Raw genomic sequence first — 26,024 nt, forward strand, 5'->3', positions numbered from 1 at the left:
CTCGATTCTTGCTTATCCTAGTCCTGCGCCGATGTACACGGCTTGACGGAGCAGAAGTTTGCGATAAGCGCGATCCGCAAAAGGGGCCTTCCCGGTTTTGCGTCCGGTCGCGCGTCAGATTCTTCAATTGGCGCATGATCTTATCGCCAAACCGCTACACACTTTGGCGGATCATGCGCTAGAGCCGGAATTCCTCGCCAAGGTAAAGGCGGCGTACATCCGGGTCGTTGACGATCTCATCCGGGCTGCCCTCGGTCAAGATTTGCCCGGCATAGACGATATAGGCGCGGTCGGTCAGACCGAGCGTTTCGCGAACATTGTGATCGGTGATGAGGACGCCGATGCCGCGGTTGGTGAGATGGCGCACCAGATCCTGGATGTCGCCGACCGCGATCGGGTCGATGCCGGCGAACGGCTCGTCGAGCAGCATGTAATTCGGTCGCGTCGCCAGCGCGCGGGCGATCTCGACGCGACGGCGCTCGCCGCCTGACAGCGCAATCGACGGGCTTTTCCGCAGGCGCGTGATGTTGAATTCATCGAGCAGCGCGTCGAGCTCATGTTCGCGTTTCTTCCGCGAGGGTTCCACGACCTCGAGCACGGCGCGGATATTCTGCTCGACCGAGAGGCCGCGGAAAATCGAGGCTTCCTGCGGCAGATAGCCGATGCCGAGGCGCGCGCGCTGATACATCGGCAGCTTCGTCACATCGTGGCCGTCGAGCTCGATCGCGCCGCGATCGGCCTTGATCAGGCCGGTGATCATGTAGAACACGGTGGTCTTGCCGGCGCCGTTGGGCCCGAGCAGGCCGACCGCCTCGCCGCGACGCACATAGATGCTGACGCCGCGCACGACCTGGCGCGAGCCAAAACTCTTTTCCACGCTATGCACAGCGAGATAGCCGGGCCGCTTGATCAGGCGCGGTGCATTCGCGCCGTTCGACTTGGCGCGCGCCCTCTCCGCACGGGGCGGTTCCGCCGCCGGATCGGAATACGGCAGATCAAGGCCGGACACGCCAGCCACCTGGGCATCGGGAAGCGGGGCGCGCGACATCGGCGGCGCATCGCGCACCGGGCTCGTCAGCATCTCGCCGAAGGAATCGCCGAGCGCCGTGATGTCGTCGTGCGAGCGCGCAAATCCGGCACTGCGTTTCGCAAGGCGCCGCCGGAACATGCCGAGTAGATCCACCATCCCCGCTTCGCTCAGCCTTTCACGGTGATTCCGCGACTTTGCCCGCGCGCGAACCGATTTGCACGTCAACCCGCATGAATGGATGCCCCCTTACCGGCAAACGCCACCATCCCCTCTGGGGCATCGATCGATGCCGGGCCGCCCAGTAGATACAGTCTCGCACCGCGAGCTTCAACCTCGCAGCCGCCGATTATTGCATAACACATTGATTTATCTGGATTTACTTAGGCTTCCCCGGGATCAGGGAGGGCAGCCCGGGCGCCGCGCCGGTCGACGCCCCGCCGCAGCCCTGGCCGCCCTGCGACTGGATGAACAGCCCCTGCACCTTGCCGCTGTCGGATTCGACCCGCGACACGCCGGTCGTCATGTCGACCAGCAGGCGGTCGCCGCGCAGCACATTCTTGCACTGGGTCAGCACCACGCCGCCCAGCATGGTGATCAGGTTCGTCTTGGTGTCGAAGATCGCGGTCTCGCCGGTAACGACCTGGTCCTTCTGGGTGACGACGACATTGCCCTTCGCCTCCAGCCGCTTGATCGACGACGAGCCGCCCGGGCCAGGCTGGGCCGACTGCATCGATGCCCCTTTGGCCCCTTTGGCCCCCTTGGCCTCCTTGGTTCCGGCGGGCGGGGCCGACGGCTGGGCGGCCTTGTCCTCGTAGAACACGACCAGCGTTTTCGAGGTCATGGTGGTGTCGCCCTGCACCACCTTCACATTGCCGGCAAACGTCGCCTCTTTCTTCTTGTCGCGCATCTCGAGCGAAGCCGCCTCGATCTGGATCGGCTGATCGCGATTCTGCGAAAAGCCCTGCATGGCGTTCGGCACGCCGGAGACCGCGCCCTGCGCGCAAGCGTCACCCGAGGCGATCAGCGCGAGCGCGACGATCGCCGTTGCAGCACCGCGCGCAAGGAATGTCATCATGCAGGTCATTTCGAGTTGGCGGATTTGCGCGGCTTCGGCGACGGGGCGGGCTCGGGCGCAGCGGGCGGGTTCGCCGCATTGTCATCGCCGAGCTTGTCCAGATTCATCACCACATTGCCCTCGAACCGCACCACCTCGCCGCTGTTGATGATGCGGAGCTTGTCGGCGGTCAACGTGCCATTCAGCAGCTTGACATCGACATGCTCGTCCGATGTGACGAGGCCCTTGTTGATGTCGATGAACGCCTGCGTCAGCTTGGCCTCATAGCCGGTGGACGATTGCAGGAAGATATCCTGGCGCAGGTCCAACAGCTGCTGCTTGTTGTCGAAGAAGCCGGTGCGCGCATCCATGGTCACCGTCGAATGGTCTTCCATCTGCACCTTGGCGCGGATCGTCTTCAGCTCGACATGATCGGGATCGGTGATGTCCTGGATCGCGGCCTTGGCCCAGAGCTCGTAGGGCCGCTGGTCGGTGGAGAAGCCCGACAGATGCGGCGATTCCATCGTGATCTTGGTGCCGGACACCACGAGATTATCCATCTTGAGCGGCAGCTTCGCGATCACATCGTGGAACGGATTGAAGACCGAGATGAAGATGATCGTCCCCATCGCCAGCGCAACCGCCGCCGGCACCGCGACGCGCAGGATGTGCACCATGCGGCTATGCCGCGCGGCGGCGGCAAAGCGCGCGTCGAGGCCGGCGTCATAGGCTGGGTTTTGAACCGAATTCACCGCTGCTCCAAAGGCGCGAAATGTCAGCCCATTCTACCCGGGGCGGCCAAAATATGCAGCCCGGGCCTCGCGTCGCCCCCGACGGAAGCGACCTCGCGCGAACAGTTTGGCCGAAACGGGGCAGAAATGGCCCTCTAACGCCAGGAAACCTCGATCCGATCGTCGCGGTTAATTGCCGCCGTTCAGGAATGGGCGAAGATGTCCTCGGCCTCCCAGCCGTCGAGATCGAGCGTGGCGCGGGCGGGCAGGAATTCGAAGCAGGCCTTGGCGAGCTCCGTCCGCCCCTCGCGCGTCAGCATGGCGTCGAGCTTTTCGCGCAGCGCATGCAGATGCAGCACGTCGGAGGCGGCATAGGCGAGCTGCGCCTCGGAGAGCGCCGGCGCCCCCCAGTCGCTCGACTGCTGCTGCTTGGACAGATCGACGTTCAGGACCTCCCGCACCAGATCCTTCAGGCCATGGCGGTCGGTATAGGTGCGGGTCAGGCGCGAGGCGATCTTGGTGCAATAGACCGGCTTCGGCATCACGCCGAACGTGTTGTAGAGCACCGCGACGTCGAACCGCGCGAAGTGGAAGATCTTGGTGATCTTGGGATCGGCCAGCAGCGCCTTGAGGTTCGGCGAATCGGTGTGCCCCTTCGGGATCTGGATCACGTCGGCGGTGCCGTCGCCGTTCGACATCTGCACCACGCAGAGCCGGTCGCGATGCGGGTGCAGCCCCATGGTCTCGGTGTCGATCGCAACCGATTCGGTGTAGCGGGACAGATCGGGCAGATCGCCGCGATGCAGGCGGATGGTCATGCTGTCTAAACCTCGTCGATTCGCTCTCGGATCAAGCTACCGCCCAATCCCCCGGCAGGCGAGCACGCCAGGTTCCGGATTGTGCCGCGGAGACATCCGCCGAGCGGTGAAGCCCTGATCAAGCCGGGGCGCCACCACTGAAAACCTCTGATTTTGCTGGCACAATTAAGCCAACCGGCGGGTTGTGTAGCGCTATTGCCTGGCCGAGACAATGGGCGACCAAACGCCGGCCCGGCCTGTCGCACGCGAGGACCCGGACCGCGTCGCCAGCAGAAAAGTTCTTCCCGTCAGCAAAACTTGTGCAGTGCGGCCCGTGCAATCGTCCCGGGCGTACCTATCTGTTGCCAGCCCCCCGCACGCCTCTTCCTTAGCAACCACGAACAAGAGTCATGACCGAACAGACCATCGCTGCGCCGATCGACGACCAGCAGGAACGCCAAACCGGATTCTCGCGCTATCAATCGCTCCTGATTGCGCTGCTTGCGTTCACGCAATTCACGATCATCCTCGACTTCGTCATCATGTCGCCGCTCGGCGCCATCCTGATGCCCTCGCTCAACATCACGGCGGGGCAATTCGGCGTCGCGGTGTCGGCCTATGCCTTCAGCGCGGGCATTTCCGGCATCCTTGCTGCCGGCTTTGCCGATCGCTTCGACCGCAAGCGCCTCCTGCTGTTCTTCTATGTCGGCTTCACGCTCGGAACCCTGCTCTGCGCAGTGGCGCCGAACTACCATGTGCTGCTGCTCGGGCGGGTCATGACCGGATTGTTCGGCGGCGTGATCGGCTCGGTCGTGCTCGCCATCGTCACCGACCTGTTCCCGCTCAATCAGCGCGGCCGCGTGATGGGGTTCGTGCAGACGGCGTTCGCGGCGAGCCAGGTGCTCGGCATTCCGGCCGGCCTGTTCCTCGCCAACCACTGGAGCTGGCACGTCTGCTTCGCCGCAATCGTCGCCATCTCGATCGCCGCGATCGCAATCATCGCGTTTGCGATGCAGCCGGTCGACGCGCATTTGCGGCTGAAGCAGGACTCCAATCCGTTCCACCATTTGATCGCGACCGTTGGCCAGCCGCGCTACACGCTGGCCTTCGCGGTGACGACGCTGCTGGCGACCGGCGGCTACATGCTGATGCCGTTCGGCAGCGCCTATACCGTGCACAATCTCGGCATCGATATCGTACACCTGCCGACGATCTACCTGGTCTCCGGCCTGTTCAGCATCGTCATGGGCCCCCTGATCGGCCGCGCGAGCGACGCCTTCGGCAAATATCCGACCTTCGTCTTCGGCAGCGTGGTGTCGGTCATCATGGTGCTGATCTACGTCCACCTCGGTCAAGTCTCGTTGACAACCGCGATCGTCGTCAACGTGCTGATGTTCGTCGGCATCTTCTCGCGCATGATTCCGTCGCAGACCTTGATGTCGGCGATCCCCGACGCCAGCCAGCGCGGCTCCTTCAGCGCGGTCAGCGCCTCGCTGCAGCAGCTCTCCGGCGGCCTCGGCTCAATGGTGGCGGCCGCAATTATCGCGGAAAGCCCGGACGGCTCGCTGATCCATTTCGATCGGCTCGGCTACATCGTCGTCGCGAGCGCGATCGTGTCAGTGGTCGCGATGTATTTTGTGCAGAAGGCAGTGGCGAGGCGGAGCGGCAGGCGGGTGGTGTGAGGGCGGGCACTTCAGCTTGCCGCGATGGGCGCGCCTCGAGGGCAGTGCATGTGTCGCTGGGCCGCGCCGCCCTTTTCCGGGGTCAGCTCTTCCCTCACGCCCGCCACCTTGCCCGTCATACCGCCAATTCGGGGATCCATATGTACGCCGCGTTGAGCATGTAGAAGCCCATCACGATCAGCGTGAGGCCACCGGCGATCTCGAACCCGCGCCGGTACCGGGAGAGGCCTTTCAGGTTTTCGAGCCAACCTATGGCAACTGCCCCGATGGCAATAGGAACGGCACGGCCAAGAGCGAAGGCCAAGAGCAGAACCACGCCGAGCAAGACCGAACCCATTCCTGCCGTCACGCCAAGCAACACGACCAAGGCCGGGGTGCACACCGGGCACACGGCGATTGCAAACGGAATCCCGAGAAGGAAGGCGCCCCACGCCGCGGCTGGGCGGGTTGCCCGAAACCCGAATGACGGCAACGGGATACGAACCCAGCCCGTCCACATCAGGCCGAGCAAGATCAACAGCGGCCCGAGAAACAGCCCCCAGCCTCTCCCGGTGATGTCCGCTGCCCATTTCCCACCTAGCCCCGCGATGAAGCCGAGAACGACGTGGGTGATGATCATGCCGAGTATGAACATCGCTCCGAAGAGCAGTGCCTGGTGCTTATCACGGCCTCTGGTCACATACGCAAGCGATACGGGGATTGACGCAAGAGCGACCGGATTGAAGCTGAAAACCAGACCGGCAAGGAACCCGACGCCAGCGGCGGCAAGGCCGGCATGCTCGACCGTTTGGCGAAGCGCCTCCACATCCATCATTCGCGCCCTTTGGTTCGCTCGATCAATGCGGTGCGCAGTTGCTCTACGCTCGGCATCGACGTGAAAACGAGTTCGCCGTCGACGACAATTGACGGGAGCGTAATGACGCCCAGGTCAGTCGCACGGTCAAGCTCGTCGAGCACATTCAGTTCATGCCACTCGACATCGCCTACCGCCTCCTGCGCAGCAGTGCGCAGCTTGGCGTGCGTCGCAGCGCATTCAGAGCAACCCGGTGTATAGAATATCTCGACTTTCATTGACCCTTGCACCGGCGTCTAGACATTGGCTCGTTCCAATGCCGCGATTATTGTGCACTCCTTCACCGGCTGCCTGTCCCTTGCACAGTCGGCAATCAATTGATCAAGCGCCTTGGACATCGCCTTCATCGCGCGAATCTTGTTTTCGATTTGCAGTTTTTTCTCGATCGCCCTCGTGCGGACGTCACCACAACACGCCTTCTCGCGCCCACGCAACACTAGGAGATCGCGGATTTCGGCGAGCGTGAAACCGCATTGCTGGGCGTGTTTGATGAAGCGGATGCGGCGCACGGAGTCCTCGTCATACAGCCGATAGCCGGTAGGGCTCTTGCCGGCGGGTTCGACCAGCCCCTCCTGCTCGTAGTACCGCAGGGTGTCGTTGCTGACGCTGGCGAGGGAAGCCAATTTGCCGATGGTGAACATGCGAGTCTCTCCGGGCACCAGTTCTGGACCCTGGAGTATGCTCCAGGGTCAAGGGCGCCATGAGGGATCTCAGGCGGGCCGCGGCGCCTGGGCGTTCACGATTGGATGACCCACGCTGCGGATCGCGTCAAAAAAGAGCCGCGGGGTTCCCCAGAGCGAGTTGAAGAAAATGGCCGTGACACTGACCGCCATCGCCACCATCGCCCAGACCGGGTGGATCAGGCCGGTGGCCGCAAGCGGGATGCCGATGCCATTGAAGAGGAAGGCCAGCGTCACGTTCTGGACCATCTTGCCGTAGCTCCGGCGGCTAATATCGCGAGCCACCGGGAGCGCATTGAGACGGTTCGACAGGATGATAATGTCCGCGGAATCGATCGCAATGTCTGTGCCGCCGCCCATGGCGATGCCGATATCGGCTTGCATCAGAGCAGGGGCGTCATTGATGCCGTCGCCGACCATCGCGACGCGGGCATTCGCCTGAAGCTTTCGCACGATACTCGCCTTGTCCTGCGGCAATACGCCCGCATGCACCTCGTCGACACCAACCTCGCGGCCGACCCGCTGTGCTGCACGCTCGTTGTCGCCGGTGATGAGGATCGTTTTGAGACCGGCTTCACGCAGTGCGGCGACGGCTGAGACAGCGTCCGGTCGCAGCGTATCACCCAGCGCGACAACGCCCAGCGCAACCCCATCCCGCGCGATACTGATCACCGTCCGCCCCGCTGCCTCAAGTGCTTCGACCTGCGCGTGAAGACGGCTGAGATCGACGCCACGATCCGCAAGGAAGCGCGGGTTCCCGACCAGCACTTCGCGGCCGCCGATGGACGCGATGACACCCCTTCCGGGGAACGCCTCGAACGACTCCACGTCCGGGGGCGTTTCGCCGAGCTTAAACGCAGCCTCGACAACAGCCTGCGCCAGCGGATGTTCGGAGGACGCCTCAGCGGCAGCCGCAACGGCGAGCAGTTCTTGTTCGCTTACGCCTGCCGCGGTGATTTCGCACACCACGGGATGGCCTACCGTGAGCGTGCCCGTTTTGTCGAGCACGATTTGTTTGACCAGCCGGAAACCCTGGAAGGCTTCACCGGTCCGCATCAGGATGCCGTGTTCCGCGGCCTGACCGGCGCCCCGCACAATCGAGAGCGGTGCGGAGATGCCGACCGCGCAGGGATAACCCATCACCAACACGCTCAGACCGGCGAAGACAGCGCGCTCCACATCGACATGCCCGGTGCCAAGCCAGGAACCAACCAGCCAGCCGACGACCGCAAGCGCGGCGATCGCAAGAACGGTCGGCGTGTAGACGCGCAGCACGCGGTCAACGAGATGGAGAATGCCGGGCTTCAGCGCCCGCGCGTCCTCGACATGTCGGATCACCTGGTTCAGGAAGCTGCCCTCCCCAATCGCCGTGATCTTTACGAGGAGCGTGCCGGTGCCATTGATCGAACCGCCAACGATTAAATCGCCTTCGGCTTTCTCGATAGGGATCGACTCGCCGGTTACGAGCGATTGATCGACGCCCGAATGGCCATTGACCACGGTCCCGTCGGCAGGAATGCGCTCGCCAGGGCGAATCCGCACAAGATCGCCGACCTTCACGTCCTCGATCGGCAATTCCACCTCTTGGGAGCCCCGAACGACGCGCGCCGTTTCGGGTTGCAGGTCCAGCAGGCGCTTCACGGCCTGCGAACTCCGCGTTTTCACGATGAGCGACAGCCATTCCGAGAAGATGTGGTAGGTACCGACCATCACCGAGACCGCGAAGAACGGTGCGGTTGGATAACCCGGCCGAGCAAGGATGAGCCCGATAAGCCCGCCGGCGATACCTGCAAAAGCGCCGATCTCGAGAAGCACATGCTGGTTGAAGATGCCGCGCCGCAGGGCTTGAACGGCCATATAGAGAATGTGCCGCCCGACGCCGAAGACGAGCATTATGGCCAGCGCTCCGGTGAGCCAGGGGGCGGCCTTCGTGAGGTATCCTTGCAAGTTGAGATAGAGCAACATTAGCGCCATGATGGTAAGGCCGCCCGCGGCGCCGATCGCGGCCCACAGCCCGCTCGATCTCAGAACCAGGAAGACGAACCCACCGAGGCTGAGGCAAACCAGCGCCGGGAGAAATCCGATCCAGCCCACACTCGGATCGGCGATGATGGGGATAGCCGCAACGCTCAGGGCCACAGCGACCACGAAGCGCCGGGCCTCGCGCACCAGATCGCGCTCTTCATCGTCGAATGCCCTGAGCTTGCGAGGATCGAAAATCGTGTAGCCGATGTCACGCAGGGTCTGTAGCAACACTTCTGGACGAGCGACGGCCGGATCGTACTCGACCAATGCCTGCTCGTGCGTCAGGCTAACCGCCACTTTGTCGACGCCAGGCATTCGACCGAGCGCCTTCTCTATCGTGCCGGTGCAGAGTGAACAGTGCAGGCCGCCAATCCGTGCGCGGATCTTCCGGCGGTCGGGTCTAGCCGACGGCTCTTCGCTCCAGAGGTCGAATGCGGTTGAGGTGGACGAGGTCATCGAAATCTCCTGTGCGAACCGTTTCAGGGTGGTGCAAGACGAGACGGCCGGTCAGCAGCCGCCTCCGCCGACCGAGTTGCGGCCCACCACGCGAAAACCGGGCTCTTGGATAGTCGCGACGAGATGTTCTTCATCCACGGATTGCGGGTCATAGAGCACGCGCGCCTGCCCATCGGCGAACGATACGGATGCCATTCGCACCCCGGTCTGCTTTTCGACCAGACGCTTGAGCGTGTTGGCGCAGGCGTCGCAGTTCATCCCTTCAATTCTGAAAATGCTCGTCTTCATCCCGCGCTCCATTGCAAACAATTCGCCTCGTGGCCTGGTCATGCCGCGACCTTGCAACGCTAACCCCTGGAGTTAACTCCAGAGTCAAGCGGGTCTCCGCCACTTCTGACACCATCAACCTGTTGGGCGTGGTTCTCATAATTCGCCCAGCACGGGTGAGCCGCTTTCAGCGCAGAGGCGATCTTTGCCATCCTTCCGCGGACCCGAAATCCAGAACCTCTCTCCCGTCTCGGTGTCGAAGTAGTTTGCCTTGAACCCGCTTCCTTTCAGGCTCTGGAAAGTGCGTCCGTCATAGCTGATGGATTTGCCCGTTTTCGAGAACGTGACGCGCCCAATCCTCGCCGGTCCATTCAGCGATGCGGGCATTGTTCTCAATGTAAATGATGCGCGTCTTCGGCATGCTCAGGCCCGAGAGGCAGCCACCGTCCGACGGACGTGAATAACACGGTGGCATCGCCGGGCGGAGCGCGTCAGCCCAATCACACCGCGCATGGCTAAAGATTTGCTACTGAAGACTGTGGTCCGCGCCACCTGCGCCCCGGTCGCGCACCAAACCCCCAGCGCAGCAGCGATTTCAACCGCTTAAGAAAGGGAGTGGTGCCCAGGAAAGGACTCGAACCTTCACGGCCGTGAAGCCACTGGCACCTGAAGCCAGCGCGTCTACCAATTCCGCCACCTGGGCACGTGGCGGGGTTAGTAAGGACCAGTTGCGCGCTTGTCAAATACCTGAATGGAAAATCAAATACCTGTACACCGTGGGTCCGATGGCGTATCGCCAAACGGCTAAATCCCCCCACTAGCTCTTGAATCCGGCAGGAACTGACCTCATGGCATCGAACCTGGAAACGCTCGTCACGGTCTTCGGCGGATCGGGTTTCCTGGGACGGAACGTGGTCCGGGCGCTGTGCAAGCGCGATTACCGCGTCCGCGTCGCGGTCAGGCGGCCCGAGCTCGCCGGCCACCTGCAGCCGCTCGGCCGGGTCGGCCAGATCCACGCCGTGCAGGCCAATGTGCGCTATCCGGCGTCGGTCGAAGCTGCGATGCGTGATTCGCAGGTTGCCATCAATCTGGTCGGGATCCTCACTGAGGGCGGCGGGCAGACCTTTGACGCGGTGCAGGCCAAGGGCGCCGAGACCATAGCCAGGGCGGCCGCCGCCGCTGGCGCCCGGATGGTCCACGTGTCGGCGATCGGCGCCGACGAGGACTCAGCCTCGGGCTACGCCCGCGCCAAGGCGGCCGGCGAGAGGGCGGTGCTGGCCAACGTGCCATCGGCCACGATCCTGCGCCCCTCCGTGGTGTTCGGCCCCGACGACCAGTTCACCAACCGCTTTGCGGCGCTGGCGCGGATGTCGCCGGCGCTGCCTTTGATCGGCGGCGGGATGACGAAGATGCAGCCGGTCTATGTCGCCGACGTCGCACGCGCGGTGGCCGATGCCGTGGACGGCAAGACCAAGGCCGGCGGGACGTACGAGCTCGGCGGGCCGGAAGTGCTGACCATGCGCGAGATCATGCAGATCATCCTGGAGATCACCGGGCGCGATCGCGTGCTGCTACCCCTGCCGTTCGCCCTTGCCAAGTTGCAGTCGTTGTTCCTGCAGTTTGCGCCGGGCGCGCTCAAGCTGACGCCGGACCAAGTGACGCTGTTGCAGTCGGACAACGTGGTCTCGGATGCCGCGAAGGCGGCGGGGCTGACGCTCGAAGGTCTCGGCATCACGCCGGATGCGCTCGAAGCGATCGCTCCGCAATATCTCTGGCGCTTCCGCGCCGCCGGGCAGTTCCAAAGGAACGGCGTGTAAGTCGACCGCGACGGGACTCCGCTCCCTCTCCCGCTTGCGGGGGAGGGCTGGGGTGGGGGTGTCGCCACAAGCGACACTCATCGTGTGGAGATAGCCCCCACCCGTATTGCATCTTCGATGCAATACGACCTCCCCCGCACGCGGGTGAGGTGGAGCAAGACCGACCTTACCGCCCCAGCGCCAGCGCGATCAGGCCGAGCGTGCCGACGATGACGCGCCACCAGGCGAAGAACGCGAAGCCGTGGCGGGTGACGTAGTTGAGGAACGACTTCACCACGATGATCGCGGTGACGAACGAGACCACGAAGCCGACCGCGATGAGGCTCAGATTGTCGGTCGTGAAGTCGCCGCGGTTCTTGTAGAAATCATAGGCGAACGCGCCGACCATGGTCGGGATCGCGAGGAAGAACGAGAACTCGGCCGCCGAGCGCTTGTCCGCGCCGAGCGCCATCGCGGCCACGATGCTGGCGCCGGAGCGCGACACGCCGGGGATCATCGCCAAGCACTGCGCGACGCCGATCCAAAAATACATCAGCAGCGGGAACCGGGTTGCGTCGTCCTCATGAACCTTGAGGTCAAGCTGATCGACCCACAGCAGGACGGCGCCGCCGACGATCAGCGAGAAGCAGACCACCCACGGATTGAACAGCACTTCCTTGATGTATTTGCCGGCAATCAGGCCGATGATCACCGCCGGCAGGAACGCCACCAGCACGCCGATGACGAAGCGCCGGTCGTCGGGATTGGAGAACATGCCGAGCGCGACCCGCCACAATTTGGCGAAATAGAGCACGACGATGGCGAGAATCGCGCCGAGCTGAATCAGGATCGCGAAGCTCTTCCAGAAATTGCCTTCGCCGAGATTGAAGAACCGTTCCGCAAGCAGCAGGTGGCCCGTCGAAGAAACCGGCAGGAACTCGGTGACGCCCTCGACAATGCCGAGAATCACCGCCCGCAGCATATCTGTCATCATGATGTGGCCTGCCCTGTCTGGAAAAAACCGCGCCCTTCTCGCCTATTCCCCGTTTTGCTGCAATCGCAAAAAAACGCCAAACAGTGGTTGCCTGATCGAATTGCTGGGCTATAGCGTTTTTGTGACCCGCATCGTTCGCGGGGGGTGGCTACCCGTTCGCGTGACCGCGCGACAAAGAGAAGATCAGGAACCGCAGTCGGTCTCGGTCTCGAATTGACAGTTTCTTAGGCGCCGCGAAACTACTTTGGGCTTCATGTACACGCTGTATCACCATCCGTTCTGTCCGCATTCGCGCTTCATTCGCCTCGTGCTCGGTGAATATGGCCTCGATCTGCGTCTGGTGGAGGAGCGGGTCTGGGAACGGCGCGAGGCCTTTCTCGCGCTCAATCCGGCGGCGACCACACCGGTCCTGATCGCCGAGGGCTTTCCGCCGATCCCCAGCGCGCCTGTTATCGCCGAATATATCGACGAGGCGCACGGGCTCGACGCCGGCGACCGGCGCCTGTTGCCGGTCTCGATGGCCGAGCGCGTCGAGGTGCGGCGGCTGATGGCGTGGTTCAACGAGAAATTCTTCGAGGAAGCCTCCAATCCGCTGGTGACCGAGCGCATCTACAAGCGCTTCATGAGCGAGGAGGACGGCGGCGGCGCGCCGGCCGCCGACGTGATGCGCGCGGCCAAAGTCAATGTGCGCTATCATCTCTCCTATATCGGCTGGCTCGCGAAGACGCGGAACTATCTCGCCGGCGACCGGCTGACCTACGCGGACCTCGCCGCCGCGGCGCATCTTTCGGCGATCGACTATCTGGGCGACGTGCCATGGAGCGAGGACGACGCCGCAAAGTCGTGGTACGCGCGGGTGAAGTCCCGCCCGTCGTTCCGTCCGCTGCTCAGCGAGTGGCTGGCGGGCGTGCCGGCGTCGCGGACGTATGTGGACCTCGACTTCTGAACCGCCCGGCCCGGCTTTCCCCTGACGATCTCAAGGCGGCGCTGAAGCGCGAGGCGCAGGCGCTCGGCTTCGACAGCATCGGCGTCACCGGTCCCGAGGCCATCGCGCATGCCGGTCCGCATTTCCACGCCTTCCTCGCATCCGGCGCGCATGGCGACATGGATTGGCTCGCGGCCAGTCCGGAGCGCCGCACCGATCCGCGCGTGCTGTGGCCCGGCGTGCGCTCGATCATCATGCTCGGCGTCAATTACGGGCCGGATGCCAACCCGCTCGAGATCCTTGAGCGTACCGAGCGCGGCGCGATCTCGGTCTACGCGCAGGGCGACGACTATCACGACCTGATCAAGAAGCGGCTGAAGACGCTCGCACGGTGGCTGGTCGCGGCCACGGGCGAGGAGGTCAAGGTGTTCGTCGACACCGCAGCCGTGATGGAGAAGCCGCTCGCGCAGGCGGCGGGGCTCGGCTGGCAGGGCAAGCACACCAACCTCGTGTCGCGCGAGTTCGGCTCGTGGCTGTTCCTGGGCGCGATCTTCTCCGCATCCGACCTGCCGCGCGATGCCACCGACACCGATCATTGCGGCAGTTGCACCGCCTGCCAGGACATCTGCCCGACCGCGGCGTTTCCCGCGCCCTACAAGCTCGATGCGCGGCGCTGCATCGCCTATCTCACCATCGAGAACAAGGGACCGATCCCGCACGAATTCCGCAAGGCGATCGGCAATCGCATCTATGGCTGCGACGACTGCCTCGCGGTGTGCCCCTGGAACAAGTTCGCGCAGGCCGGCCGCGAGATAGAGCTCGCCGCGCGCGCCGAACTGCGCGCGCCGCGGCTGGACGAGCTTTCGCGGCTCGACGATGCCGCGTTCCGCGCGTTGTTTGCGAAATCGCCGGTCAAGCGCATCGGCCGCGATCGCTTCATCCGCAATGTGCTGATCGCGATCGGCAATTCGGGCGATGCCGCGTTGGCCGACGAAGCGAGGCGGTTGCTCGACGACACAAGCCCGCTCGTGCGCGGTGCTGCGGTATGGGCGCTGGCGCAGTTGATCGGGCGCGATGAGTTTGCCGCGCTGGCAGCAGCGGCTGATGCGGAGCCGGATGCCACCGTGCGCCAGGAATGGCTGACGGCCGACGCACCGCTCGCCCCTTGATTTCACCGCTCCATTCCCGTCATGGTCGCAGACCATGAAAAACCAGCCCTTCTTCACAAGACATGGCGACGGCTTCATGCCGACGCCGGTTGCCAACGGTCCCTGGGTTGCGGAATCGATGCACGGCCGCGTCGTGATCGGCCTGCTAGGCTTCGTCATCGAGGAGCGTCACGGCTCCGACGATTTCGTGCCGGCGCGGCTCACGGTCGACATGTTCCGCCTGCCCAACATCACGACGCCGGTCGAAGTGACGACAAAGCTGGTGCGCGACGGATTGCGCATCAAGGTGATCGAGGCCGAGTTTATCTCCGGCGGCACCAGCATGGCGCGCGCCTCCTGCCAATTATTGCGCAAGACGGAAAACGCGCCCGGCAATGTCTGGTCGCCGCCGAACTGGGACGTGCCGGCGCCTGCGGACATTCTAAAGCCGACCGATCCCAGGCTCGGCATGAACGGCAAATGGACCACGCGGCCGATCACGGGCCACATGGGCTCGCTGGGTGCGCGCCGGCTCTGGATGAGCGAGGTGCGCGAGCTCGTCGCTGATGTGCCGATGACGCCGTTCGTCCATGTCGCGACCGGTGCGGATTTCGCGAGCCCGTTCGCCAATGCCGGCGACCAGGGGCTCGGCTACATCAACAGCGACGTGACGATCTATCTGCACCGCCTGCCGGTGACGAACTGGATCGGCTTCGAGGTGGTCAATCATCACGCCACCGACGGCATCGCGATCGGCGAGTGCTGGCTCTACGACGAGAACGGCCCGATCGGCACCTCGACGGTGGCGGCGCTGGCGCAGCGCAAGCCGATGACGAATCCACCGCCGCCGTAAAGGCTCACCACCGTCATTGCGAGCGAAGCGAAGCAATCCATCGCTCCGCATGCGCTGCGGCATGGATTGCTTCGTCGCTACGCTCCTTGCAATGACGATAGTGGCGATAGCTCAGGCCAGATGCCGCGCCATCTCCGACCGCGCCTTCAGCGCGGCGCCCTGCTTGCCGACGATCTTGGCGATCCGCTCGGGCGCGAAGTTGAGGTCGACGAAGGCGGGCGCGGTGTTGGCGACCTCGTGATATTCCGTAATCTTGCCGTCGCGGAGCCGCATGATCGAGACGCCCTCGAACATCGCTCGTGCGCCGTTCGCTTCGGCCACGGTCGAGCGGTAGCTGAACGTGTAGCGCGCATAGAGCGTCGCGCCGTCGCTGACGGGATCGTGCATGTCCCAGCGGAAATCGGTCGCGGTGCGGTAGAACCAGTCGTCGATCATCTCGGCGATGCGCGCATGGCCCTTGAACGCGCCGTAGAACACGTCGTGATAGACGCCGTCCTCGGTGAAGAGGTCTGCAAAGGCCTTGCCGTTGCGCTGCTCGACCGCGTCGCAGAACGCGCGCAGCATTCTTGTCGTGTCCATGGCGTTTCTCCCACAGAGAAGCTTAGCCGATCTCCTTAACCGCGGCGATGATGCGCGCGATGTCCTGCGGGCGCGACAGGCGGTGGTCGCCGTCCTGGATCATGGTGAGCACCACGTCCTCGGCCGGCAGCCGGTGCACCAGCGCGAAGGCGTGCTTCCACGGCACGTCGGGATCCTGCGCGCCCTGCAGGATGCGCACCGGGCAGCCGACGTCGATCTGGCTACCGAGCAGGAGATGATTGCGACCCTCCTCGATCAGATTGCGGGTGATAGGATAGGGCGTGCCGTCGCCGTACTCCGATGGCCTGAGCCACACGCCCTTGGTCTCGATCTCCTGCCGCACCTCCGGCGGAAATCCCTTCCACATCAGCTCCTCGGTGAAATCGGGCGCGGGCGCGATCAGCACCAAACCCGCAAGCGATGCAGTGCCCTTGCCGCGCCTTGCGAGCTCGCGCGCCAGCAACAGCGCCATCCAGCCGCCCATCGAGGAACCGATCACGACCTGCGGTCCGCTGCAGAACTGCGAAAACACCGCCACGCTCTCCTCGAGCCAGCGGCCGATCGTGCCGTCGGCGAATTGGCCTTCGGATTCGCCATGGCCGGAATAGTCGAACCTGACGGAGGCGCGGCCGTGCTCGGCCGCCCATGCATCGAGCGCGACCGCTTTGGTGCCTTTCATGTTGGAATTGAAGCCGCCGAGCCAGAACAGCCCCGGCGCGCCACTTGCGCTGCCGGGCGCGCCGCCTTTGCGGGCGCGCACCGCGATCCGGCGCCGGCTTTCGCCCTCGCCGACGGCGATGAAGACGGGTTCCTGTTCGGTTTGGCTCATGGGTCGGTCACTCCCGTTTGGTCGCTTTGTCGGCGAGCGCGCGGCATCGGTCAACGGCTCCCGGCCCCGAGCCTTGCGAAACCGGCGCGCGCGCAATATCTGCCGAGCGTGGCTAAAATGCCTCGCATTTGACGGTTTTGCCGCAGATCATGCGAGTCCGCTTGCCCGTGGCGGCGTCTTGCTTCAAAATATCGGCCTTCCTTCACAACTTTGGAGAGTTACCCATTCGCCGTCCCAATAGAGCCCCGCCCGTTGCAGCCAAAGACGGGCCGCGCACCAATGACGAAATCCGCAACGCACAGATTCAGCTGATTGATCAGGACGGCGCCAACAAAGGCACCGTCGAAACCGTGGTGGCCATCAGAATGGCCATGGATGCCGGCATGGATCTCGTCGAGATCTCGCCGAATACGAGTCCTCCCGTCTGCAAGATCATGGACTACGGGAAGTACAAGTATTCAGCGCAGAAGAAGGCCGCCGAAGCCCGCAAGAAGCAGAAGGTCGTCGAGATCAAGGAGATCAAGCTCCGCCCGATGATCGACGATCACGACTATGACGTGAAGATGCGCGCGATGCAGCGCTTCTTCGAGGAAGGCGACAAGGTCAAAATCACCTTGCGCTACCGCGGTCGTGAGATGGCGCACCAGGAGATCGGCACCAAGCTGCTCGACAAGGTGAAGGCCGACGTCGCCGAGTTCGCCAAGGTCGAGCAGGACGCGAAATTCGAGGGACGCCAGGTCGTGATGGTGCTGGCGCCGCGCTAAATCGAGTTAACGGAAGTGAGGGCGGCCCGTCGGATTCGGCGGGCCGTTTCATTTTTGCGGTATCTCGTAGCCCGGATGAAGCGCAGCGAAATCCGGGGGCAGGTCGATCCGCGGCCACACCGCCCCGGATTGCGCTTCGTTCCATCCGGGCTACGGAAGGCCCCTTCGACCGGCCCGGTTCCCGCGCTTCCATCGTTGCAAAACCGCGCTTCCTCTGCCATAAGCGCGGCTTCGTCGCCCGGCTGATCAAGGGCTGCCGTGGCGACGTGTCGTGCGGGTTTATCCAATTCGGGAAAAATCCTAGCACTTTCAACGCTCTAACGAGCATTTTAGCCGGCCGAACGCCTCTTAGGGCGATTTTCGTGCTGTGCGATAGGAGAGCCAAATGCCCAAGTTGAAGACCAAGTCGGGCGCTAAAAAGCGCTTCAAGGTGACGGCCACCGGCAAAGTCATGCACGCCCAGCGCGGCAAGCGCCACGGCATGATCAAGCGGACCAAGAAGCAGATCCGTCAGCTCCGCGGCACCCGCGTGCTGTTCAAGACCGACGGCGACAACGTCAAGAAGTACTTCTTGCCGAACGCCTGATCGCATCCGCTTGAACCCGGCCGCGTCCGCGCAGGCCGCCCGTCATTTCTTCTCAGATCGAGGATTTCTGTCATGTCTCGCGTCAAACGCGGTGTGACCGCTCACGCCAAGCACAAGAAAGTCTACAAGGCCGCCAAGGGTTATTACGGCCGCCGCAAGAACACGATCCGCGTCGCCAAGCAGGCCGTCGAAAAGGCCGGCCAGTACGCCTTCCGCGACCGCAAGCGCAAGAAGCGCACCTTCCGCGCGCTCTGGATCCAGCGCATCAACGCCGCCGTTCGTCCGTTCGGCATGACCTACAGCGTCTTCATCAACGGCCTCGCCAAGTCCGGCGTCGCCGTCGACCGCAAGGTGCTGTCGGATCTCGCGATCCACGAGCCGGTTGCCTTCCAGGCGATCGCCGAGAAGGCCAAGGCGGCGCTGGCAGCCTAAGCGCGAAGTGGTTAGCGGGCCTTCGGGCCCGCTGCCTTCAGCGCCTTCTGCGAATAGCGCTGCGAAACCTCTGCCCGGCAGAACGCCGTGAACGAGCGGTACATGGTGCCGCTCTCGTTGCGGTATTTGGCGTCACAGCGCTTGAGCTCTCCTGCATAGGCCGTTTTCCGCGATCTCCCGAGGCCGGACAGGAAGTCGGCCTCGCACTTCTTTTCGACGGCGGCGCCGAGCAGGACGTCGCCGCTCGCGCCGAACTCGCATTCCCGGAACACCTTCATCGCGCCTTCGCATCCGCGCTGGGCGTTGATGGTGTCGACGATCTCGTCCTGCGTCATGGACTTGTCCATGCACACCGCTGCAAGCGCCGGAGAGGCGGTGATCGACATAATGGCGGCCAGGACGGCCAGATGGGATCGCAAGGACATTGCGCAGTCTCCTCCTATTCCACTTGGTGCCGAGGCCCGCGCGCGGGGTTCAACCCTGCCGGTCATGCGCCCGAAATGACCGGCTTTTTGCTTGACGTTATGGCCTTCGGGCGGCGACAACCCAGCCCGAATTTGGAGCATGGTCCGGGAAAGTGGGTCCCGGTTTTCCGACCAGATCATGCTCAGACCAAGAGAGCAGGGAATTGACTGTGTCTGACCTCGCAACGCTCGAAAAATCCATCCTCGACCAAGTCGCCGCTGCCGGCGACGAAGCCGCCCTCGAGGCGGTGCGCGTCGCAGCCCTCGGCAAGAAGGGCTCGATTTCGGCCCTGCTGTCGACGCTGGGCAAGATGTCGCCGGAGGAGCGCAAGACCGAAGGCGCCAAGATCAACCTCGCCAAGGATGCGGTGACGCAGGCGCTGACAGCGCGGCGCGATGTGCTGAAGTCCGCGGCGCTCGATGCGCGGCTGGCGTCGGAGACGATCGATGTCACGCTGCCGCTGCGCGAGACGCCGGCGGAAGCGGGGCGCATCCATCCGCTGAGCCAGGTGTGGGACGAGTTGACCACGATCTTCGCCGACATGGGATTTTCGGTCGCCGAAGGTCCTGACATCGAGACCGACGACTACAACTTCACCAAGCTGAATTTCCCCGAGGGACATCCGGCGCGGGAAATGCACGACACCTTCTTCTTCAATCCGAAGGACGACGGCTCGCGCATGCTGCTGCGGACCCACACCTCGCCGGTGCAGGTGCGCACCATGCTGACCCAGAAGCCGCCGATCCGCGTCATCTGCCCCGGTCGCACCTACCGCATCGATTCCGACGCGACGCATACGCCGCAATTCCACCAGGTCGAGGGCCTCGTCATCGACAAGGGGTCGCATCTCGGCCACCTCAAATGGATCCTGCACGAGTTCTGCAAGGCATTCTTCGAGGTCGATCACATCAACATGCGCTTTCGTCCCTCGTTCTTCCCGTTCACCGAGCCGTCGCTCGAGGTCGACATCCAGTGCCGCCGCGACAAGGGCGAGATCCGCTTCGGCGAAGGCGAGGACTGGCTCGAGATTCTTGGCTGCGGCATGGTGCACCCGAACGTGCTGCGCGCCTGCGGCATCGACCCCGACGTCTACCAGGGCTTTGCCTGGGGCATGGGCATCGACCGCATCGCGATGCTGAAATACGGCATCGCCGACCTCCGCCAATTGTTCGAGAACGACGTACGCTGGCTCAACCACTACGGCTTCAAGCCGCTCGACATCCCGACGCTGGCGGGAGGATTGAGTTCGTGAGTTTCGTCTTCGTTCCCATCGTGGAGAAAGCCCCCACCCTGACCCTCCCCCGCAAGCGGGGGAGGGAATGGATGGCGCTTGCTTGCATGGATACGAAGATCCCATCGCCGCACGCAGTCGGACTCCCTCTCCCGCTTGCGGGGGAGGGCTGGGGTGGGGGTCTCTCCAAAATGGGGCTATCGATGGTCGATCCTGAACACCCGGATTGGAAAGTCTCCGAGAGACTGCGCTCCAACGCGCGTGCGCTTCGCAAGAACTCGACCGACGTTGAGCGAATCCTTTGGTCGGAGCTCCGCAGCAATCGCTTGAACGGCGCGAACTTCCGTCGCCAGGTGCCGATCGAAAACTACATCGCAGATTTCGTCTGCCATGCTGCAAAGCTGGTGATCGAGCTGGATGGCGGCCAGCATTTTTCAGATCGGGGCGAGCAGGCCGATGCCAAGCGCTCCGCCGTCATCGAATCCCACGGCTTTAAAGTCCTCCGTTTCAGCAATCTCGACGTGATGAAGAATCGCGCAGGCGTTCTTGAAACAATTGCGACCGCCATCGCGGAGAGAGCCCCCACCCTAACCCTCCCCCGCAAGCGGGAGAGGGGACAAGAGAAATCATCGTCATGAAGTTCACCCTCTCCTGGCTGAAGGACCATCTCGACACCGACGAGCCACTGGAAAAGCTCGCCGACAAGCTCACCATGATCGGGCTCGAGGTTGAGAGCATCGAGGACAAGGCGAAGGCGCTGGCGCCGTTTACGATCGCGCGCGTGATCTCGGCCGAGCAGCACCCGAATGCCGACCGCCTGCGCGTTTGCATGGTCGATACCGGTGACGGCGGAGCGCCGGTGCAGGTCGTCTGCGGCGCGCCGAACGCGCGCGCGGGGCTGATCAGCGTGTTCTCGGCCCCCGGCACCTATATTCCCGGCAAGAACATCACGCTCGGCGTCGGCACCATTAGGGGCGTCGAGAGCCGCGGCATGCTGTGCTCGGCGGCCGAATTGCAGATCTCGGAAGACCACGACGGCATCATGGAGTTGCCGGCCGATGCGCCCATCGGCAAGGGTTTTGCCGACTGGGCCGGGCTCGGCGATCCCACGATCGAGATCAACCTGACGCCGAACCGGCAGGACTGCACCGGCGTGCACGGCATTGCGCGCGATCTTTCCGCCGCCGACATGGGCAAGCTCAGGGATCCCGCGATCAAGCCGATCAAGGGCGAATTCCACTGCCCGGTGCAGGTGACGGTGGAAGACGCCACGCTGTGCCCGGGCTTCGCGCTGCGCCTGGTGCGCGGGGTGAAGAACGGCCCGTCGCCGGAATGGCTGCAGAAGCGGCTGACCTCGATCGGGCTGCGGCCGATCAATGCGCTGGTCGACATCACCAACTTCATGACCTACGACCGCGCGCGCCCGCTGCACGTGTTCGACGCCGGGAAGGTGACGGGCAACCTCACCGTCCGCCGCGCCAAAGACGGCGAGACGCTGCTCGCGCTCGATGGCCGCACCTACACGCTCGACAGCGGCGTCTGCGTCATCGCGGACGAGCACGGCGTCGAATCACTCGCCGGCATCATGGGCGGCGAGGCCTCGGGCTGCGACGAGAACACCACCGACGTGCTGATCGAATCGGCGCTGTGGAACGAGATCAACATCGCGCAGAGCGGCCGCAAGCTCGGCATCAATTCGGACGCGCGCTACCGCTTCGAGCGCGGTGTCGATCCGGCTTTCATGGTGCCCGGGCTCGAGATGGCGACCAGGATGGTGATGGACCTCTGCGGCGGCACGCCGTCCGAGAGCGTCGTGGTCGGCAAGCGTTTTGGCGAAGACCGCGTGATCGATTTCCCGCTCACCGAGGTCAAGCGGCTGGCCGGCATCGAGGTGCCGCTGGTCGAGGTCAAGCTGATCCTGAGCCGGCTCGGTTTCATGCTGGCCGGCAACGGTCCGGTCGTTAAGGTCGCGATCCCGTCCTGGCGCACCGACGTGCACGGCAAGGCCGATATCGTCGAGGAGATCGTCCGCATCGTCGGCGTCGACAAGGTGCCGATGACGCCGTTCGAGCGCGGCGAGGAGCCGCGCAAGCCGATCTTGACCCCGCTCCAGCTCCGCACCCGCCGCGCCAAGCGTGCGCTCGGTGTGCGCGGCATGGTCGAGGCGGTGACCTACTCGTTCATCACCAAGCAGGCGGCCGAACTGTTCGGCGGCGGACAGCCAGAGCTTGTGCTTGCCAACCCGATCGCCTCCGACATGTCCGACATGCGGCCGAGCCTGCTGCCGGGCCTCGTCGCCGCCGCACAGGCCAATATCAACCGCGGCACTCCCGATGTCGCGCTGTTCGAGGTCGGCCAGGTGTTCCGCGGCGACAAGCCGGAGGACCAGCTCGTCGCAGCCTCCGGCGTGCGTCACGGCTATGCCTCGTCGATAGGAACGGGTCGTCACTGGACCAGCTCGGCGACCGCAGACGCGTTTGACGCCAAGGCCGATGCGTTTGCGGTGCTGGCCGCGGCCGGCGCGCCGATGCAGGCGCTGCAGATCGTGCCGGGCGGCCCCGCCTGGCTGCACCCGGGACGCTCCGGCACCATCCAGATCGGCCCGCAGAACGTGCTCGGCTATTTCGGCGAGCTGCATCCGCGCACCACAGATGCGCTCGGCGCCGACGGCCCGATGATCGCCTTCGAGGTGATCCTCGAGCGCATTCCGGCCGGCAAGCAGCGCCCGACCCGCGCCAAGCCGCTGCTCGAGCTCTCCGCCTTCCAGCCGGTGTCGCGCGACTTCGCCTTCATCGTCGATCGCAGCGTCAAGGCCGGCGACATCGTCCGATCAGCGCAGAACGTCGACAAGAAGCTGATCACTGACGTGACCGTGTTCGACGTGTATGAGGGCAAGGGTATCGATCCCGACAAGAAGTCGATCGCGATCGCGGTGACGATCCAGCCGCGCGACAAGACGCTGACCGATCAGGAGATCGACGCGGTCGCCGCCAAGATCGTGGCCGAGGTGACGAAGAAGACCGGTGCAGTGTTGCGGGCGTGATAGCGCAAGGTGCGCTGCTGGGCTCCCTCTCCCGCTTGCGGGGGAGGGTCGGGGTGGGGGTCTCACCGCGGGTCGCACTCTTCGTGCGGAGAAAGCCCCCACCCGGATCGCATCTTGCAATGCGATCCGACCTCCCCCGCAAGCGGGAGAGGTGAAGGTAACCAGCAGTCCCCCACGCCCCTCACATGACCTCCTTCACCTTCCTCCCCTCCGACGTCAGCACCAATGTCGCGCTCACGGTCTGCGCGATCGCCTACGTCGCCGGCACCGCGCGCGGCTTCTCCGGCTTCGGCGCGGCGCTGATCTTCATGCCGCTCGCGAGCAGCATCGCGGCCCCGCGGCTGGTCGCGGCGCTGCTATTGGTGATTGATTTCGTCGCAGCGGCGCCGCTGGTTCCCAATGCCTGGACTCACGCCGATCGCAAGGCGACCACGATCATGGTGGCCGGCGCGCTGGTCGGCGTTCCCATCGGCACCTATTTCCTCACCGTGCTCGATCCCGTCACTACGCGCTGGATCATTTCCTGCTTCGTCGCCGCCCTGCTGCTGCTCCTGCTCTCCGGCTGGCGCTATCACGGCGAGGACCAAGCGGCATTGTCGGTCGGCGTCGGCGGTCTGTCCGGCTTCTGCAGCGGACTGGCGCAAACCGGCGGCCCGCCGATCGTCGCCTACTGGCTTGGCCGCCCGATCGCCTCCATCGTGGCGCGCGCCAACATCGTGCTGTTCTTTGGTGCCTCCGACCTGTTCTCGCTGGCGAGCTATTGGTTCACCGGACTGATCACATCAGACTCGGTCAAGTTCGCGCTGATCGTCGGTCCCGTCTATGGCATCGGCGTCTGGTTCGGCGCCTCGCTGTTCGGCAAGGCGAGCGAGAAGGTCTTCCGCACCATCTGCTACGCACTGATAGCCGCCGCCGTCATCGTCGGCCTGCCCGTGCTTGATGGCATTTTGCGCGGCGGCTAGAGCGAGGGCTTTACCTCGCCCCGCTTGCGGGGAGAGGTCGGATTGCGTAGCAATCCGGGTGAGGGGGACTCTCCGCGCACTCACGTCTTTCGAATGTGCTGAGACAGCCCCTCACCCCAGCCCTCTCCCCGCAAGAGCGGGGCGAGGGAGAATGAAGGGAGGACTCGATGATCGATCGCCGCAACGCGCTAAAACTGGCGCTCGGCAGCGCCGCCGTGCTCGCGGCTCCGGCCGTGCTCGCGCAGTCGGCAAAGCCGCGCACCCGCATCGTGTTCCTCGGTACCAAGGGCGGGCCGCGGGTCGGCATCGGCGCCTCCAACCCCGCCAACCTCGTCGTCGTCAACGACACGCCGTTCCTGATCGATTGCGGCATGGGCGTCAGCCGCCAACTTGTGAATGCGGGCGTGCCGATCCCGTCGGTGAAGTATGTCTTCATCAGCCACCACCATTCCGATCACAATCTCGAATACGGCAACCTCGTCTACAACGCCTGGGCCGCCGGCCTCTCGACGCCGATCCACTCCTTCGGCCCCAAGGGCATCGAGGCGATGACGAAGGAATTCTGGGAGCTGAACAAGTTCGACGTCGAGACCCGGATCGAGGATGAGGGCCGCCCCGACCCGCGCAAGCTCCTGATTGCGAAAGACATCACCGATGACGGCGTCGTGCTGAAAACATCTGACGTCACCGTCACCGCGTTCCGCACGCCGCATCCGCCGATCGTCGACAACTTCGCCTACAAGTTCGAAACGCCCGATGGCACCATCGTGTTCTCCAGCGACACCGCCTACAATCCGAAGCTTGCGGAGTTCGCCAAGGGCGCCGACGTGCTGGTGCACGAATGCCTCTACATCCCCGCAGTCGATCGTCTGGTGGCGAAGACCAGGAATGGCGCCACGCTGAAGAAGCACCTGCTCGACAGCCACACCTCGACCGAGGACGTCGGCCGCATCGCCGCCGCGGCCGGCGTGAAGGTGCTGGTGCTGAGCCACTTCGTCCCCGGCGACGACCCACTCGTCACCGACGACAACTGGACCGAGGACGTGAAGAAGAATTTCTCCGGCCGAATCGTGGTGGCGAAGGATCTGATGGAGCTGAAGCTGCCGGTGTGAGGCGGGGTATCGGCCCTTAGCTCTGATTTGCCCGTCGGGGCAAGGGCCTCGCGCGAAAATATTTCTATTTTTCAGAACTGAAAATCAGTGTATGAATCCGCCCGTCTCACCCGATTGAGGGGCGCGTCGCGATCGTCACGGGTGTTGCGGTGAGATGCGGTGGACGCCGAGGTGCGCGAGACGAATGCACCAAGGCGGACGGTGAAGTCGTGTGGTCCTGACGCCCCAGTGGCTGGTGTCTCCTCGCAAGACGCGAAACGTCCTGCGAAGACGGTGGCAAAAAAGCCCGGTCTCGCCGGGGAGAGCACGAAGTAAGCCGCAAAACCATCGCGCAGGGAAAGCCGGCGTGTTCCCGGTTTCACCTGTGGTCCTACCCCTGTGCTTTTTGTTGCACAGGGCCCATGGGTGCAATCGGCACCCGGCTTTCCCTGCGCCCTCTGTTTGAAGAGAGGGTGGAAAGATACGCAAGGCTCGGACGATTCCCGTCGCGAGAATGCGATCGCGCATCCTCACCGCTGTTTGACAATTGAATCGAGAACCAACCCTGCGTCGTTCCGGCGCAGGCCGGGACCCATAGCCACGAATCTGCGTTGTGCGATTCGCTGTGGCCCCAACCTTCGCAAAACATCTGGCGGTGGTCATGGGTCCCGGCCTGCGTGCGCAATTGCGCACTAGAGCATTTTCCGACCTGGTGGAATCGGAAGGGATTCCCTTTCGGGGCAAATCGTGA

General features: G+C 63.9%; 27 protein-coding genes and 1 tRNA gene. 13 read left to right on the forward strand and 15 right to left on the reverse strand.

The features are described from left to right. Positions 1-178: 178 nt before the first annotated feature. The 4 genes from lptB to ACFFWD_RS41090 form a co-directional block, all read right to left on the reverse strand. Positions 179-1,186 (reverse strand): LPS export ABC transporter ATP-binding protein, encoded by a 1,008-nt coding sequence (lptB, locus tag ACFFWD_RS41075; RefSeq protein WP_376975096.1) that lies wholly within the window; start codon positions 1,184-1,186, stop codon positions 179-181. Between the two features lie 220 nt (positions 1,187-1,406). Next, complete coding sequence (locus ACFFWD_RS41080; RefSeq protein WP_376975097.1) at positions 1,407-2,105, reverse strand: LptA/OstA family protein; 699 nt, start codon at positions 2,103-2,105, stop codon at positions 1,407-1,409. Positions 2,106-2,110: 5 nt separating this feature from the next. Beyond that, positions 2,111-2,836, reverse strand: coding sequence for an LPS export ABC transporter periplasmic protein LptC (gene lptC / locus ACFFWD_RS41085; RefSeq protein ID WP_376975098.1), 726 nt, complete (start codon positions 2,834-2,836; stop codon positions 2,111-2,113). Between the two features lie 182 nt (positions 2,837-3,018). Beyond that, on the reverse strand, positions 3,019-3,633 hold the full coding sequence (locus ACFFWD_RS41090; RefSeq protein ID WP_376975099.1) for a ribonuclease D: 615 nt from the start codon (positions 3,631-3,633) through the stop codon (positions 3,019-3,021). A 389-nt stretch (positions 3,634-4,022) separates the two neighbouring features. Here ACFFWD_RS41090 and ACFFWD_RS41095 point away from each other — a divergent pair, with 389 nt between their 5' ends. Next, complete coding sequence (locus ACFFWD_RS41095) at positions 4,023-5,294, forward strand: MFS transporter (RefSeq protein ID WP_376975100.1); 1,272 nt, start codon at positions 4,023-4,025, stop codon at positions 5,292-5,294. Between the two features lie 115 nt (positions 5,295-5,409). Here ACFFWD_RS41095 and ACFFWD_RS41100 read toward each other — a convergent pair whose 3' ends face one another. The 7 genes from ACFFWD_RS41100 to ACFFWD_RS41130 all read right to left on the reverse strand — a co-directional run bounded on the left by ACFFWD_RS41100 (position 5,410) and on the right by ACFFWD_RS41130 (position 10,278). Then, positions 5,410-6,108 (reverse strand): cytochrome c biogenesis CcdA family protein, encoded by a 699-nt coding sequence (locus ACFFWD_RS41100; RefSeq protein ID WP_376975101.1) that lies wholly within the window; start codon positions 6,106-6,108, stop codon positions 5,410-5,412. Beyond that, positions 6,105-6,365, reverse strand: a complete 261-nt coding sequence (locus tag ACFFWD_RS41105; RefSeq protein ID WP_376975102.1) for a thioredoxin family protein — start codon at positions 6,363-6,365, stop codon at positions 6,105-6,107. Before ACFFWD_RS41105 ends, ACFFWD_RS41100 begins: the two co-directional genes overlap by 4 nt. An 18-nt stretch (positions 6,366-6,383) precedes the next feature. After that, positions 6,384-6,788 carry a heavy metal-responsive transcriptional regulator gene (locus tag ACFFWD_RS41110; protein ID WP_376975103.1) on the reverse strand — a complete coding sequence of 135 codons (405 nt, stop codon included), beginning with the start codon at positions 6,786-6,788 and terminating at the stop codon, positions 6,384-6,386. A 69-nt stretch (positions 6,789-6,857) separates the two neighbouring features. Continuing rightward, entirely contained in the window at positions 6,858-9,308 is a 2,451-nt protein-coding gene (locus ACFFWD_RS41115; protein ID WP_376975104.1) for a heavy metal translocating P-type ATPase, read from the reverse strand. A 51-nt stretch (positions 9,309-9,359) separates the two neighbouring features. Then, positions 9,360-9,596 (reverse strand): heavy-metal-associated domain-containing protein, encoded by a 237-nt coding sequence (locus ACFFWD_RS41120; protein WP_376975105.1) that lies wholly within the window; start codon positions 9,594-9,596, stop codon positions 9,360-9,362. A gap of 135 nt (positions 9,597-9,731) precedes the next feature. After that, entirely contained in the window at positions 9,732-9,962 is a 231-nt protein-coding gene (locus tag ACFFWD_RS41125) for a hypothetical protein (protein WP_376975106.1), read from the reverse strand. Positions 9,963-10,191: 229 nt separating this feature from the next. Further along, positions 10,192-10,278 (reverse strand) — tRNA-Leu (locus ACFFWD_RS41130). 145 nt (positions 10,279-10,423) lie between these two features. Between ACFFWD_RS41130 and ACFFWD_RS41135 the strand changes: the two genes are divergently transcribed. Continuing rightward, entirely contained in the window at positions 10,424-11,392 is a 969-nt protein-coding gene (locus ACFFWD_RS41135) for a complex I NDUFA9 subunit family protein (protein WP_376975107.1), read from the forward strand. 166 nt (positions 11,393-11,558) lie between these two features. Here ACFFWD_RS41135 and ACFFWD_RS41140 read toward each other — a convergent pair whose 3' ends face one another. After that, complete coding sequence (locus tag ACFFWD_RS41140) at positions 11,559-12,365, reverse strand: undecaprenyl-diphosphate phosphatase (protein WP_376975108.1); 807 nt, start codon at positions 12,363-12,365, stop codon at positions 11,559-11,561. Positions 12,366-12,618: 253 nt separating this feature from the next. Between ACFFWD_RS41140 and ACFFWD_RS41145 the strand changes: the two genes are divergently transcribed. From ACFFWD_RS41145 to ACFFWD_RS41155, 3 genes are read left to right on the forward strand one after another with little or no spacing between them, the layout of a single operon-like run. Continuing rightward, positions 12,619-13,311, forward strand: a complete 693-nt coding sequence (locus ACFFWD_RS41145) for a glutathione S-transferase family protein (RefSeq protein ID WP_376975109.1) — start codon at positions 12,619-12,621, stop codon at positions 13,309-13,311. Further along, entirely contained in the window at positions 13,260-14,459 is a 1,200-nt protein-coding gene (gene queG / locus ACFFWD_RS41150; protein ID WP_376975110.1) for a tRNA epoxyqueuosine(34) reductase QueG, read from the forward strand. The genes ACFFWD_RS41145 and queG overlap by 52 nt, the downstream gene beginning before the upstream one ends. Before the next feature lie 34 nt (positions 14,460-14,493). Next, the gene (locus ACFFWD_RS41155; protein WP_376975111.1) at positions 14,494-15,291 is read left to right on the forward strand and encodes an acyl-CoA thioesterase domain-containing protein; all 798 of its coding nucleotides are present in this window, start codon (positions 14,494-14,496) and stop codon (positions 15,289-15,291) included. 111 nt (positions 15,292-15,402) lie between these two features. Here ACFFWD_RS41155 and ACFFWD_RS41160 read toward each other — a convergent pair whose 3' ends face one another. Further along, positions 15,403-15,870: a nuclear transport factor 2 family protein gene (locus ACFFWD_RS41160; protein ID WP_376975112.1), complete on the reverse strand. Its 468-nt coding sequence runs from the start codon at positions 15,868-15,870 to the stop codon at positions 15,403-15,405. Positions 15,871-15,892: 22 nt separating this feature from the next. Next, positions 15,893-16,699 carry an alpha/beta hydrolase gene (locus ACFFWD_RS41165; protein ID WP_376975113.1) on the reverse strand — a complete coding sequence of 269 codons (807 nt, stop codon included), beginning with the start codon at positions 16,697-16,699 and terminating at the stop codon, positions 15,893-15,895. A 224-nt stretch (positions 16,700-16,923) separates the two neighbouring features. On the opposite strand from ACFFWD_RS41165, the gene infC reads away from it, so the two are divergent. The 3 genes from infC to rplT all read left to right on the forward strand — a co-directional run bounded on the left by infC (position 16,924) and on the right by rplT (position 18,481). Then, positions 16,924-17,463, forward strand: coding sequence for a translation initiation factor IF-3 (gene infC / locus ACFFWD_RS41170; protein ID WP_376975124.1), 540 nt, complete (start codon positions 16,924-16,926; stop codon positions 17,461-17,463). 385 nt (positions 17,464-17,848) lie between these two features. Further along, positions 17,849-18,049 carry a 50S ribosomal protein L35 gene (rpmI, locus tag ACFFWD_RS41175; protein ID WP_008539890.1) on the forward strand — a complete coding sequence of 67 codons (201 nt, stop codon included), beginning with the start codon at positions 17,849-17,851 and terminating at the stop codon, positions 18,047-18,049. A gap of 72 nt (positions 18,050-18,121) precedes the next feature. Continuing rightward, a complete protein-coding gene (gene rplT, locus ACFFWD_RS41180; protein ID WP_376975114.1) occupies positions 18,122-18,481 on the forward strand; it encodes a 50S ribosomal protein L20 in 360 nt (119 codons plus the stop codon). A gap of 11 nt (positions 18,482-18,492) precedes the next feature. Here the strand turns inward: rplT and ACFFWD_RS41185 are convergent, their stop codons facing one another. Next, positions 18,493-18,906 carry a hypothetical protein gene (locus ACFFWD_RS41185; protein WP_376975115.1) on the reverse strand — a complete coding sequence of 138 codons (414 nt, stop codon included), beginning with the start codon at positions 18,904-18,906 and terminating at the stop codon, positions 18,493-18,495. 209 nt (positions 18,907-19,115) lie between these two features. Between ACFFWD_RS41185 and pheS the strand changes: the two genes are divergently transcribed. The 5 genes from pheS (at position 19,116) to ACFFWD_RS41210 (ending at position 25,294) form a co-directional block, all read left to right on the forward strand. Then, a complete protein-coding gene (pheS, locus tag ACFFWD_RS41190) occupies positions 19,116-20,198 on the forward strand; it encodes a phenylalanine--tRNA ligase subunit alpha (protein ID WP_376975116.1) in 1,083 nt (360 codons plus the stop codon). A 182-nt stretch (positions 20,199-20,380) separates the two neighbouring features. Beyond that, positions 20,381-20,815, forward strand: a complete 435-nt coding sequence (locus tag ACFFWD_RS41195) for an endonuclease domain-containing protein (RefSeq protein ID WP_376975117.1) — start codon at positions 20,381-20,383, stop codon at positions 20,813-20,815. After that, a complete protein-coding gene (pheT, locus tag ACFFWD_RS41200) occupies positions 20,812-23,220 on the forward strand; it encodes a phenylalanine--tRNA ligase subunit beta (RefSeq protein WP_376975118.1) in 2,409 nt (802 codons plus the stop codon). The genes ACFFWD_RS41195 and pheT overlap by 4 nt, the downstream gene beginning before the upstream one ends. 185 nt (positions 23,221-23,405) lie before the next feature. Continuing rightward, positions 23,406-24,182: a sulfite exporter TauE/SafE family protein gene (locus ACFFWD_RS41205; protein WP_376975119.1), complete on the forward strand. Its 777-nt coding sequence runs from the start codon at positions 23,406-23,408 to the stop codon at positions 24,180-24,182. A 167-nt stretch (positions 24,183-24,349) separates the two neighbouring features. After that, the gene (locus ACFFWD_RS41210) at positions 24,350-25,294 is read left to right on the forward strand and encodes an MBL fold metallo-hydrolase (RefSeq protein WP_376975120.1); all 945 of its coding nucleotides are present in this window, start codon (positions 24,350-24,352) and stop codon (positions 25,292-25,294) included. The last annotated feature ends 730 nt before the right edge of the window (positions 25,295-26,024 follow it).

The sequence above is a fragment of the Bradyrhizobium erythrophlei genome (assembly GCF_042430365.1).
Lineage (GTDB): Bacteria > Pseudomonadota > Alphaproteobacteria > Rhizobiales > Xanthobacteraceae > Bradyrhizobium > Bradyrhizobium erythrophlei.

Excerpts from the sequence above, each read along its gene's own strand:
- ACFFWD_RS41135 (WP_376975107.1), top strand. The coding sequence starts at position 10,424 with ATGGCATCGAACCTGGAAACGCTCGTCACGGTCTTCGGCGGATCGGGT.
- pheT (WP_376975118.1), top strand. The coding sequence starts at position 20,812 with ATGAAGTTCACCCTCTCCTGGCTGAAGGACCATCTCGACACCGACGAG.
- ACFFWD_RS41120 (WP_376975105.1), bottom strand. The coding sequence starts at position 9,596 with ATGAAGACGAGCATTTTCAGAATTGAAGGGATGAACTGCGACGCCTGC.
- rplT (WP_376975114.1), top strand. The coding sequence starts at position 18,122 with ATGTCTCGCGTCAAACGCGGTGTGACCGCTCACGCCAAGCACAAGAAA.
- ACFFWD_RS41100 (WP_376975101.1), bottom strand. The coding sequence starts at position 6,108 with ATGATGGATGTGGAGGCGCTTCGCCAAACGGTCGAGCATGCCGGCCTT.
- ACFFWD_RS41095 (WP_376975100.1), top strand. The coding sequence starts at position 4,023 with ATGACCGAACAGACCATCGCTGCGCCGATCGACGACCAGCAGGAACGC.
- ACFFWD_RS41195 (WP_376975117.1), top strand. The coding sequence starts at position 20,381 with ATGGTCGATCCTGAACACCCGGATTGGAAAGTCTCCGAGAGACTGCGC.
- ACFFWD_RS41205 (WP_376975119.1), top strand. The coding sequence starts at position 23,406 with ATGACCTCCTTCACCTTCCTCCCCTCCGACGTCAGCACCAATGTCGCG.
- ACFFWD_RS41185 (WP_376975115.1), bottom strand. The coding sequence starts at position 18,906 with ATGTCCTTGCGATCCCATCTGGCCGTCCTGGCCGCCATTATGTCGATC.
- ACFFWD_RS41115 (WP_376975104.1), bottom strand. The coding sequence starts at position 9,308 with ATGACCTCGTCCACCTCAACCGCATTCGACCTCTGGAGCGAAGAGCCG.
- ACFFWD_RS41080 (WP_376975097.1), bottom strand. The coding sequence starts at position 2,105 with ATGATGACATTCCTTGCGCGCGGTGCTGCAACGGCGATCGTCGCGCTC.
- ACFFWD_RS41160 (WP_376975112.1), bottom strand. The coding sequence starts at position 15,870 with ATGGACACGACAAGAATGCTGCGCGCGTTCTGCGACGCGGTCGAGCAG.
- lptB (WP_376975096.1), bottom strand. The coding sequence starts at position 1,186 with ATGGTGGATCTACTCGGCATGTTCCGGCGGCGCCTTGCGAAACGCAGT.
- rpmI (WP_008539890.1), top strand. The coding sequence starts at position 17,849 with ATGCCCAAGTTGAAGACCAAGTCGGGCGCTAAAAAGCGCTTCAAGGTG.
- ACFFWD_RS41105 (WP_376975102.1), bottom strand. The coding sequence starts at position 6,365 with ATGAAAGTCGAGATATTCTATACACCGGGTTGCTCTGAATGCGCTGCG.
- ACFFWD_RS41125 (WP_376975106.1), bottom strand. The coding sequence starts at position 9,962 with ATGCCCGCATCGCTGAATGGACCGGCGAGGATTGGGCGCGTCACGTTC.
- ACFFWD_RS41165 (WP_376975113.1), bottom strand. The coding sequence starts at position 16,699 with ATGAGCCAAACCGAACAGGAACCCGTCTTCATCGCCGTCGGCGAGGGC.
- ACFFWD_RS41210 (WP_376975120.1), top strand. The coding sequence starts at position 24,350 with ATGATCGATCGCCGCAACGCGCTAAAACTGGCGCTCGGCAGCGCCGCC.
- ACFFWD_RS41155 (WP_376975111.1), top strand. The coding sequence starts at position 14,494 with ATGAAAAACCAGCCCTTCTTCACAAGACATGGCGACGGCTTCATGCCG.
- ACFFWD_RS41145 (WP_376975109.1), top strand. The coding sequence starts at position 12,619 with ATGTACACGCTGTATCACCATCCGTTCTGTCCGCATTCGCGCTTCATT.
- ACFFWD_RS41110 (WP_376975103.1), bottom strand. The coding sequence starts at position 6,788 with ATGTTCACCATCGGCAAATTGGCTTCCCTCGCCAGCGTCAGCAACGAC.
- ACFFWD_RS41090 (WP_376975099.1), bottom strand. The coding sequence starts at position 3,633 with ATGACCATCCGCCTGCATCGCGGCGATCTGCCCGATCTGTCCCGCTAC.
- ACFFWD_RS41140 (WP_376975108.1), bottom strand. The coding sequence starts at position 12,365 with ATGATGACAGATATGCTGCGGGCGGTGATTCTCGGCATTGTCGAGGGC.